Source organism: Kitasatospora sp. P5_F3 (assembly GCF_054049135.1).
Window position 1 is genome coordinate 1 of sequence record NZ_JBFUMY010000109.1, and the last position, 10,038, is coordinate 10,038.

Here is a 10,038-nt window from a genome sequence, read left to right on the forward strand (position 1 = left end):
CCCTGGGTCCGGCCCGGCTGCGGTCGGGCGGGCCGGCGCGGGCCCGGGCCGCCGCGCGGGGGCTGACGGGGCGTACTCATCGCGGCGTACCTCCGGCGGACGGGGCGGGAGTTGACGGAGCGGCAGGCGGGGCCGGGTCGATCTGGACCCCCCCTGGGTCCGGCCCGGCTGCGGTCGGGCGGGCCGGCGCGGGCCCGGGCCGCCGCGCGGGGGCTGACGGGGCGTACTCATCGCGGCGTACCTCCGGCGGACGGGGCGGGAGTTGACGGAGCGGCAGGCGGGGCCGGGTCGATCTGGACCCCCGGGTCACCACTCGGCGCGGCGGGCGGCGCGGCGGGCGGCGCGGACTGGGCGCTCGGGCCGGGCTGCGGCCAGAGCTCCTCGCCCGAGCGCTTGACCGGCGGGCTGTCCTTGGCCTCGGCGGGCTTGCCCTTGACCGAGCCGTCGGCGGCCTCCAGGAACGCCGGGTCGCCGCCGGGCACCATGCCGAGCTCGCGGAGCCTGCGCTCCAGCGCGTCGGGCCCGGACTGCTGGTCGATCTGGGCCTGCAGGGTCTGCTGCAGATCGGTCAGCTCGGTGGACTGCCGCTCCAGCCGGCTGAGCTCGAACGAGCCCTCGTTCAGCGCGGTGTTCAGCATCAACAGCCCGAAGAGACCGCCCGAGAGCAGCGCCACCACCAGGACCGCGAACGGCGTCCGGCCCCGGGAGGACCCCCGGCCCGGCCGTACCGTGATCCTCGTCCTGCCGCCCTGGCCGGGGAGCGCGCCGCGCTCCCGCTGTGTTCGACCCGTCAGGCCACCACCGGCCACCGGCACCGCGTCTCTCCCTCGCCCGTCCCCGCCCCCCGGTCCGACTAACCGCGGGTCTCCCTGATCCTCTCCGCCACCCGCAGCCGTACGGGCGCGGCGCGCCGGTTCTCCTCGATCTCCTGCTCGGTGGCCAGCTCGGCACCCCGGGTGAGCAGCTTCAGCCAGGGCTGGTGCTCCTCGGGGATGATCGGCAGGCCGTGCGGTGCGGTGTTGGTGGCCGCCGCGGCGAAGTACTGCTTCACCAGGCGGTCCTCCAGCGACTGGTAGGACATCACCACGATCCGGCCGCCCAGTGCGAGCGAGTCCAGCGCGCCGGGGATGGCCCGGTCCAGCACCTCCAGCTCGCCGTTGACCTCGATCCGCAGCGCCTGGAAGGTCCGCTTGGCCGGGTTGCCGCCGGTGCGCCGGGTGGCGGCCGGGATGGCGTTGCGTACCAGATCGACCAGACGCGCGCTGTTGGTGAACGGTTCCTTCTCGCGCTCGCGCAGGATCACCGAGGCGATCTTCCCGGCGAACCGCTCCTCACCGTAGACCTTGAGGATCCGGGCCAGCTGGCCGTGCGTGTAGGTGTTCAGCACCTCGGCCGCGCTCAGGCCCCGGGTCTGGTCCATCCGCATGTCCAGCGGCGCGTCCTGGGCGTACGCGAAGCCCCGGTCGGCCTCGTCCAGCTGCATCGAGGAGACCCCGAGGTCGAACAGGATGCCCTGCGCCTTCGGGATGCCGAGGTCGGCCAGCACCTGCGGGATCTCGTCGTAGACCGCGTGCACCAGGGTGGCCCGGTCGCCGAACCGGGCCAGCCGCTCACCGGAGAGCTCCAGCGCGGCCGGGTCGCGGTCCACCGCGACCAGCCGGATCTCGGGGAACTGGGTGAGCAGCGCCTCGCTGTGCCCGCCGAGCCCGAGGGTGGCGTCCACCACCACCGAACCGGGGGCGGTGATCGCCGGAGCCAGCGCGTCGACGCAGCGCTGGAGCATCACCGGGACGTGCTTGGGGGCGGGGCTGTCGGTGCTCATGCCGACCATTTTGGCAGGTGCTCCGGCATCTACGGTCCAGGGGCTCGGGGAACTGCGACGCCGGCCCTTACAAGGTGATCCGTACGTGAATGGCTGAGCGCAGCGGGTACGCAGCCCGTGGTCCCCGCCCGCTCGCCCGGGGAAGGAGTGCCGCCCGGCACCGGGGAAGGTGCGCCAGGTGGCACGGAGCGGGAGGAGGCCACGGGCTGCGTACGGCCGTGCCCGGCAGGGGAGTTGACGGACCGTACGGCCCTTGCTCCACTGCGCCGAACTCTACCGCCCGGACCTGCCCAGTCAATCGTCCGCGACGGCGCACCACCCGGCTGGAGTCATGAATCACCGCAGGTCGGGACGGTTCGGGCGGGCCGGTCCCCCACTCGGCGGTACCGCGCACGAGGCTCGGCGTGCGCCGGGACAGAGTGGGGCGAAGCAGACGAGGAGGCCGGTCGGCGGATATGCGCTCCGTCACACCGGCCACACCCACCGGCCTCCACCCCACCACGGCGGCCGAAATCCCATTACCGTCTTCCGCATGACAGTGACCCCCGACGGGCCCACGCCGACCGCCGCTGCCGAACCCGCCATCATCGACCGTTTCGTCGAGGCCAACCGCGCCTACGCCGTGCACTTCCGCGACGGCGGGATGGACGCCCGGCCGGTCCGGAACGTCACCGTGGTGGCCTGTATGGACGCCCGGCTCGACCTCTTCGCCGCGCTCGGCCTCGAGCTCGGCGACGCCCACCTGATCCGGAACGCCGGCGGGGTGGTCACCGACGACACCATCCGCTCGCTGACCATCAGCCAGCGCGCCCTGGGCACCCGCTCGATCGCACTGATCCACCACACCGGCTGCGGTCTGCTCGGGCTGACCGAGGACTTCCGCCGGGAGCTGGAGCAGGAGGTCGGCCAGCGGCCGACCTGGGCGGTGGAGTCCTTCGTGGACCTGGACGGCGACGTCCGGCAGTCGATGCAGCGGGTCCGCACCTCCCCCTTCATCCCGCACCGCGACGACGTGCGCGGATTCGTCTTCGACGTGCACACCGGCCTGCTCCGCGAGATCCACTGACCCGTCGCTCCGCTCGAAGGGCCCGGCCAACGCCGTCCGGGCCCGTTCTGCTGCCCGGGAACCACGGCACCGTCCCAGGCGTCCACCGGACGAACCGGGACAGTGTGGCGCGTGTCGCCCGGGCGGGTGACGACAGCCCACCTGACAGGGAAGAATGCGCCTGCGGGCCGACCCGGCAGTGTGGCGGCCAGGTGATTTTCGGGGCATGGGAGCAATCGCGTGACGACCTACAACGGACAGACCGGCGCGGGCAGTTCGAGCCTGCATGAGCTCGGTGCGGTGGCCGAGCGGGTCCGGGCCTCGGTGGAGAGTGTCATCGAGGGCAAGCCCGAGGCCGTCCGGATCGCGCTGACCGTGCTGCTGGCCGAGGGCCACCTGCTGCTGGAGGACGTGCCCGGCGTCGGCAAGACCATGCTGGCCAAGGCGCTCGCCAAGTCGGTGGACTGCACGGTGCGCCGGATCCAGTTCACCCCCGACCTGCTGCCGTCCGACGTGACCGGCACCAACGTCTTCGACCAGAACCGCCGGGACTTCGAGTTCCGGCCCGGTGCGATCTTCGCCCAGATCGTGGTCGGCGACGAGATCAACCGGGCCTCGCCGAAGACCCAGTCCGCGCTGCTGGAGTCGATGGAGGAGCGCCAGGTCACCATCGACGGCACCAGCTACGAGCTGCCCTCGCCGTTCATGGTGATCGCCACCCAGAACCCGGTCGAGATGGAGGGCACCTACCCGCTGCCCGAGGCCCAGCGCGACCGCTTCATGGCCCGGATCTCGATCGGCTACCCGAGCGCCGAGGCCGAGCTCGCGATGCTGGACGTGCACGGCGGGGCCAACCCGCTGGACGACATCACGCCGGTCGCGCACGCCCACGACATCCTCAAGCTGGTCGACGTGGTCCGCACCGTGCACGTCGCCGACACCGTCCGCCGCTACGCGGTCGAGCTGGTCGGCGCCACCCGCCACCACCAGGAGCTGCGCCTCGGCGCCTCGCCGCGCGCCACCCTGCACCTGATCCGAGCCGCCCGCGCCGCCGCCGCGCTGGACGGCCGCGAGTACGTGCTCCCCGACGACATCCAGGCGCTCGCCGTCCCGGTGCTGGCACACCGTCTGATCCCCACCGCCGAGACCCAGTTGAGCCGCCGCAGCACCGAGCAGATCGTCACCGACCTGGTGGCCCGGCTGCCGATCCCGCGTCCGCAGGGGCGGGTCTGAGGTGCCCCGGGCCGACAGTCCGTCCGGACTGCGCACCGGCCTGCGCGGGCTGACCACCCGGGGCCGCTCCTTCCTGGCCGCCGGCTTCACCGCCGTGCTCTGCGCGTACGTCTTCGGGCAGGACGCCCTGCTCCAGATCGGCGTGCTGCTCGCCGCCCTCCCGCTGGCCGCCGCCCTGCTGCTGGTCCGCACCCGCTACCGGGTCGCGGGCGGCCGCCGGCTCAGCCCGTACCGGGTGGCGGCCGGGCAGGAGGCCCGGGTGCACCTGCGGCTCGACAACGTCTCCCGGGTGCCCACCGGCCTGCTGCTGCTGGAGGACAAGGTCCCGTACGTGCTCGGGCCTCGCCCGCGCTTCGTGCTGGACCGGGTCGAACCGCGCGGCTTCCGCGAGGTCTCCTACCGGGTCCGCTCCGACCTGCGCGGGCGCTACCCGCTCGGGCCGCTCCAGCTCCGGGTCGCCGACCCGTTCGGGATGTGCGAGCTGACCAGGTCCTTCGCCGCCTCCGACGTGCTGACCGTGGTGCCGCAGGTGCAGAGCCTGCCCGCGGTCCGGCTGACCGGCGAGTCGTCCGGGCACGGCGACTCCAACACCCGCACCCTGGCGCTGGCCGGGGACGACGACGTGATCCCGCGCGAGTACCGGCACGGCGACGACCTGCGCCGGGTGCACTGGAAGTCCACCGCCAGGTACGGCGAGCTGATGGTCCGTCGGGAGGAGCAGCCGCTCAAGGCCCGCGCGACCGTCCTGCTGGACACCCGGGAGATCGGGCACCGGGGCAGCGGCCCCGCCTCCTCCTTCGAATGGGCCGTCAGCTGCGCGGCCTCGGTCGGCGTGCACCTGATGGAGCGCGGCTACCGGACCAGACTGCTCACCGACACCGGCCTGGCCGTGCCGGGCCCGGAGAGCGGCGTGATCGCCTCGGTCGGCGAGGCCGCCGGGCTGCTGCTGGACGCCCTGGCCGTGGTCGAGCAGTCCGACGGCGGCGGGCTGGCCCGCGCCGAGGAGGTGCTCCGACTCGGCGGCGAGGGCGTCATCGTGGCGATCCTCGGCTCGCTGGACGACGACCAGGTGGCCCGGCTCGGCCGGCTCCGCCGCCGCGCGGGCGGCGCCGTCGCCATCCTGCTGGACACCGCCACCTGGGCCGGGCTCCGGCACATCCTGCCGGACGCGCCCGACGAGGAGGCCGCCGACCAGGTCCGCGCCCTCCGGGAGGCCGGCTGGACGGTCCTGCCCGCGCGGGCCGGCGACTCCGTCCCCGCCCTCTGGCGGCTGGCCGAACGCACCGCAGGCCCGGCCCCCTACCGGAACGGGGTCGGCTCATGACCAGCTTCCGCACCACCCGCCCCGAGGAGCCCCGTACGTGACCACCCGGGCGAAGTTGACGCTCTACTCGGCGCTGGCCACCACGCTGGTGACGTTCTGTCTGATCCCGCTGGTGCAGCCGAGCGGCTGGATCGGCGAGGCCTTCGTCATGATCGCGGCGGTCGGCGCGGCCGGGGCCGGCCTGCGCAGGCTCTCGGTCGCCCGCGCCCTGCAGGCCTCGCTCCAGCTGCTGGTCACCCTGTACGTGCTGCTCCTGCTGACCGTGCAGTCCTCGATGGACTACGCGGTGCTGCCGGGGCCGCGCGCGCTGGACGCCGTCGGCACCCTGATCGCCAGCGGGAACGAGGACATCCAGCAGTACACCATCCCGGCCCCCGACTCCCCGGGCATCACGCTCATCCTGGTCGGCTCGGTCACCCTGATCGCCGTCCTGGTGGACACCCTCGCGGTGACCTTCCGCAAGGCCGCGCTGGCCGGGCTGCCGCTGCTCACGCTGTACTCGGTCGGCACCGGCATCGGTACCACGGACGCCGCCTGGCTCTGGTTCCTGCTGGCCGCGCTGGGCTACCTGCTGCTACTCAACGCCGAGGGCCAGGACCGGCTGTCCCGCTGGGGCCGGGTCTTCCACGGCACCGCGCAGGACGGCTCCGGCGGCCTCTCCCAGAGCGGCCACCGGATCGGCCTGCTGGCGCTGGCCGTCGCCGTGGCGGTGCCGCTGCTGGTGCCCTACTCGGACCTCGGCCTGATCGACCGGGGCGACGGCGACGGGCTCGGCAACGGCACCGGCCGCCAGGTCACCTCGCTCAGCCCGGTGGTCGCCCTGACGGCCAATCTGAACCGGCAGGACAACGTGGAGATGCTCCGGTACTCCACCGACTCCCTGCAGGGCAACCAGCTGTACCTGCGGATCGGCGCCCTGGACAGCTTCGACGGCGTCCAGTGGAAGGTCTCCGAGCAGCACCTGCAGCCGATCCCGAACCCGATGCCGCCGGCCCAGGGCCTCGGCCAGGACGTCACGTCCACCAGCTTCCTGACCTCGATCAAGATCTCCGACAAGCTCAGTACCGAGTGGCTGCCGATGCCGTACCCGGCCCAGTCGGTCTCCGTCCGGGGCAACTGGCGGTACGAGCCGAGCACTCGCACGGTGGTCGGTGACCGGGGCCAGAAGAGCGACGGCATCGGCTACGACGTGACCAGCCTGGAGCTCGAGCCCAGCCCGGCCCAGCTGCGGGCCGCCGGAACCACCCCGGCCGACCTGGCGAAGCGGTACACCGCCCTGCCCGACACCCTGCCGCCGGTGGTCGCCGAGACCGCCCGCAAGGTGGTCGCGGGCAAGACCACCCCGTACGACCAGGCGGTGGCCCTGCAGAACTGGTTCACGTCGAAGGAGTTCACCTACAGCCTCAAGGTGGACGCGGGCACCGGCAACGAGGCGATCACCAAGTTCCTGCAGAACAAGACCGGCTTCTGCGTGCACTTCGCCGCCAGCATGGCCGCGATGGCCCGCTCCCTGGGCATCCCGGCCCGGGTCGCGATCGGCTTCGCCCCCGGCGCCGACCAGGGCCGCGGCAACTTCATCGTGCGCAGCCAGGACTACCACGCCTGGCCCGAGCTGTACTTCCCCGGCTCCGGCTGGCTGCGCTTCGAGCCGACCCCCAGCCGGGGCAGCACCCCCGGCTACACCTCGGAGAAGGTCACCCAGCCGACCGCCGCCCCGACCGCCCAGCCCAGCGTCCAGGCCGACCCCGGCGCCTCCGCCGCTCCCAGTGCCGGCAGCACCTGCACCGGGCAGCAGCAGCGCCAGGACGCCTGCGACGACGGGGCGGACGTCACGTTCAAGCCCGAGCAGCCGCTGCCCTGGTGGCTCTCCTGGCCCGCGCTGACCGGGCTTCTGGCCGTCCTGGTGGTCCTGGCCCTGCTGGCCACCCCGATGCTCTGGCGGATCGGCCAACGCCGCCGCAGGCTGGGGGGCGGCCGTCATCTGGCCGGCTCCCCCGAGCTGACGGACCACCAGGTGCTGGCCGCCTGGGAGGAGCTGATCGACACCGCCTGGGACCTGGGCATCCCGCCGGACGACTCGTACTCCCCGCGCGGCACCGCGCACCGGATCGCCGAGGCCGGCCGACTGGACGCCCCGGCCGCCGCGGCGGCGGGCCGGGTGGCGCTGGCCACCGAACGGGTGCTGTACGCCCGGACGGCCGCCCCGGAGCTGCCGCTCGGTCCGGACGTCCGGACCGCCGCCGAGGGTCTGCGGGCCGCCGCCGGACGGCGCGGCCGGGCCAGGGCGGTCCTGCTGCCCGCCTCCGCCGCGCGGCTGCGCCGGCGGATCGCCGACCGGCGGCTGGCTGTCCAGGACGCCGTCCGGGAGCGGACCGGGCGGGTCTTCGCACCCGTCCGGCGGCTGGCCGGGCTGCTGCGACGGAACAAGTCCTGAGCCGGGGCCGGTCCTGACCGGGCACCGGTCCCGACAAGGCTGAGGGCGGGCAGTCGAATCGACTGCCCGCCCTCATTCAGCTCCGTACTTCCGGTCGGCTCACATTCCGTCGTGTTCGTCCCGACGGCGTTGCCAGCGCTGCTCCATCCGGTCCATCACACCGGCCTTCCGGCGCGGAGCAGGGGACGCCTTCGGTCCCGCTCCATGCCCGGCCGGACCACGCTTCCAGCCGGTAACGGCGAGGACCGCGCAGCCCAGCATCACCAGGAATCCGACGACGCTCACCCAGATTAGCTGGGCGACCATGCCTCCCATCAGGAGGGCAATGCCCACCACGAACCCTGCGGCGGCCTGGTAGACCCTCCGACGGGTGTGGGTGCGCAGCCCGGTTCCCTCAAGCGCTGACGCGAACTTGGGATCTTCGGCGTACAGCGCTCGCTCCATCTGCTCGAGCAGTCGCTGCTCGTGCTCCGAGAGCGGCACGGAGTCCTCCTACTCGTCGGTCGCGGGGCGACCGGACCGGCCACCCCTGGCTGGGCCTTGTGTCGTCCATATGCCCCATGCGCCTGGCTGTCATGCTTTCCGGCTTTACCCAGATCATACGGTCCGAGCGGCCGGATCGGGATGGTCACGCGTCCGTGGCACCGGCCACGTTCGCTCACCCGACCCGAAGGTGACCAACGCGGGAGCGCTCCGACAAGTGCCCGGATCGTCGGAACGACCTCAGACCAGCGCGGCCAGAACGTGCAGCTGGGTGGCCACGGCGTGGAAGGCGGGCTGCTCGGCAGCGGCCTGCTCCAGCTTGAGCAGCGCCTCCATCGCGCCCGGCTCGGTGTCCACCAGGACACCGGGGACCAGATCCGCGAAGACCCGGACGCCGTGCACCGAGGTGACCGCGAGACCGGCCGCGACGGCCAGGTCGCCGAGCTCCTCAACGCTGAACCGGCGGGGCATCGGGTCCTGCGGGCCCCAGCGGCCGTCGGGGGCGTCCAGGACGGCCCGGGCGTCGGTGAAGTGACCCGCCAGTGCGCGGGCCAGCACGGCGCCGTTCCGGTTCGCGGCCAGCAGGCTCACCAGGCCGCCCTTGGCCAGCGTCCCGGTCAGGCTGCTCAGCGCCTCGGTCGGGTCGTCCACCATCTCCAGCACGCCGTGGCAGAGCACCGCGTCCACCGTGCCGGGCTCGACCAGGTCGGGCAGGGTCTGGGTGTCGCCCTGGACCGCCCGGACCAGGTCGGTGACCCCGGCCTCGGCGGCCCGGCGCTCCAGTGCGAACAGCGCGTCCGGGCTCGGGTCGACCACCGTCACCCGGTGCCCGAGGCGGGCGACCGGCACGGCGAAGTTGCCCGTGCCACCGCCGGTGTCGAGCACCTCCAGCACGGGCCGGCCGAGATCCCCGGCCCGCTGCTCCAGAGCGGCTCGCACCACCTCCCACACCACGGCGGTACGCAGGGCACTGCGAGGACGGGTCGGGTACACGGTGGAGGCTCCTCACCACAGCGATGTCACTGAACGCCACCACCTTACGGCCTGCCTGAGGCCCTCCGGGCTCCCTCGCTCAGCTCGCGTCCAGTGGTAACGGCTGGTCGGGACGGAGGTCCAGGAGGCGCTGGACCAGGCGGAGGTAGAGGGCCGTGTTCCGGATCAGGTCGTCCGCGTCGCGGGCGGTGGCCGCGTGCCGGATGCCCGCCTCGGCGGCGGCCCTGCGGCGGGCCCCGGCGGCGAAGTAGACGGCCCACTCGGCCAGCTCGGGCGCCACCTCGGGCAGCACCTCCCAGGCACTGCGGATCGCCTGCCGCCGCCGGGTGCGCTTCTCCGGACGCCCCCGGACGGCCAGCACGGCGGCGGTGGTGCGCAGCGCGGCCAGGTGTGCGGTGGCGTAGCGCTGGAGCGGGTCCTCGTACTGACGGGACTGGATCAGCGTCAGCTCGGCGTGCCGGAGCAGGTCCAGTGCGGCGGGCGGCGCGGCCGCCCGGCGCGGGACGGGGTGGATGTCGGCGCCCCGGATCGGCCGGGCGGGCGCGGGCAGCAGTGGGGCGGGCAGCAGTGGGACGGTCTCGGGCTGACTGATGGTCATGCGATCCCCCGGTCCACAGCGGGTGACCCGGGCCGGCTGACCCGAGCCCCTCCATCGTGAACGGCGGCACTGACAATCCGGGAGGACCGCATGCAAAGGCGCCCCC

General features: G+C 73.6%; 9 protein-coding genes. 4 read left to right on the forward strand and 5 right to left on the reverse strand.

Translation table 11 applies throughout. The annotated features are described in order from the left end of the window. Window positions 1-227: 227 nt before the first annotated feature. On the reverse strand, window positions 228-815 hold the full coding sequence (locus ACXJMZ_RS34425; RefSeq protein ID WP_457033952.1) for an FtsB family cell division protein: 588 nt from the start codon (window positions 813-815) through the stop codon (window positions 228-230). 38 nt (window positions 816-853) lie between these two features. Continuing rightward, the gene (rsmH, locus tag ACXJMZ_RS34430) at window positions 854-1,822 is read right to left on the reverse strand and encodes a 16S rRNA (cytosine(1402)-N(4))-methyltransferase RsmH (protein WP_457033953.1); all 969 of its coding nucleotides are present in this window, start codon (window positions 1,820-1,822) and stop codon (window positions 854-856) included. 532 nt (window positions 1,823-2,354) lie between these two features. Here rsmH and ACXJMZ_RS34435 point away from each other — a divergent pair. The 4 genes from ACXJMZ_RS34435 (at window position 2,355) to ACXJMZ_RS34450 (ending at window position 7,858) form a co-directional block, all read left to right on the forward strand. After that, the gene (locus ACXJMZ_RS34435) at window positions 2,355-2,888 is read left to right on the forward strand and encodes a beta-class carbonic anhydrase (protein ID WP_457033954.1); all 534 of its coding nucleotides are present in this window, start codon (window positions 2,355-2,357) and stop codon (window positions 2,886-2,888) included. Window positions 2,889-3,107: 219 nt separating this feature from the next. Continuing rightward, window positions 3,108-4,100 (forward strand): AAA family ATPase, encoded by a 993-nt coding sequence (locus tag ACXJMZ_RS34440; RefSeq protein ID WP_057233059.1) that lies wholly within the window; start codon window positions 3,108-3,110, stop codon window positions 4,098-4,100. A gap of 1 nt (window position 4,101) precedes the next feature. Then, complete coding sequence (locus ACXJMZ_RS34445; protein ID WP_457033955.1) at window positions 4,102-5,424, forward strand: DUF58 domain-containing protein; 1,323 nt, start codon at window positions 4,102-4,104, stop codon at window positions 5,422-5,424. A gap of 37 nt (window positions 5,425-5,461) precedes the next feature. Next, on the forward strand, window positions 5,462-7,858 hold the full coding sequence (locus ACXJMZ_RS34450) for a transglutaminase family protein (protein ID WP_457033956.1): 2,397 nt from the start codon (window positions 5,462-5,464) through the stop codon (window positions 7,856-7,858). Between the two features lie 99 nt (window positions 7,859-7,957). On the opposite strand, the gene ACXJMZ_RS34455 is transcribed toward ACXJMZ_RS34450, so the two are convergent. From ACXJMZ_RS34455 to ACXJMZ_RS34465, 3 genes are all read right to left on the reverse strand, one after another. Next, on the reverse strand, window positions 7,958-8,341 hold the full coding sequence (locus tag ACXJMZ_RS34455) for a DUF3040 domain-containing protein (protein WP_457033957.1): 384 nt from the start codon (window positions 8,339-8,341) through the stop codon (window positions 7,958-7,960). Window positions 8,342-8,581: 240 nt separating this feature from the next. Then, window positions 8,582-9,334, reverse strand: a complete 753-nt coding sequence (locus ACXJMZ_RS34460) for a methyltransferase domain-containing protein (RefSeq protein WP_457033958.1) — start codon at window positions 9,332-9,334, stop codon at window positions 8,582-8,584. Between the two features lie 79 nt (window positions 9,335-9,413). After that, a complete protein-coding gene (locus tag ACXJMZ_RS34465) occupies window positions 9,414-9,932 on the reverse strand; it encodes an SAV_6107 family HEPN domain-containing protein (protein ID WP_457033959.1) in 519 nt (172 codons plus the stop codon). Window positions 9,933-10,038 lie beyond the last annotated feature (106 nt).

Bases quoted from the DNA above. Each gene is read 5' to 3' on its own strand.
- rsmH (WP_457033953.1), bottom strand. From the start codon at position 1,822: ATGAGCACCGACAGCCCCGCCCCCAAGCACGTCCCGGTGATGCTCCAG.
- ACXJMZ_RS34435 (WP_457033954.1), top strand. From the start codon at position 2,355: ATGACAGTGACCCCCGACGGGCCCACGCCGACCGCCGCTGCCGAACCC.
- ACXJMZ_RS34465 (WP_457033959.1), bottom strand. From the start codon at position 9,932: ATGACCATCAGTCAGCCCGAGACCGTCCCACTGCTGCCCGCCCCACTG.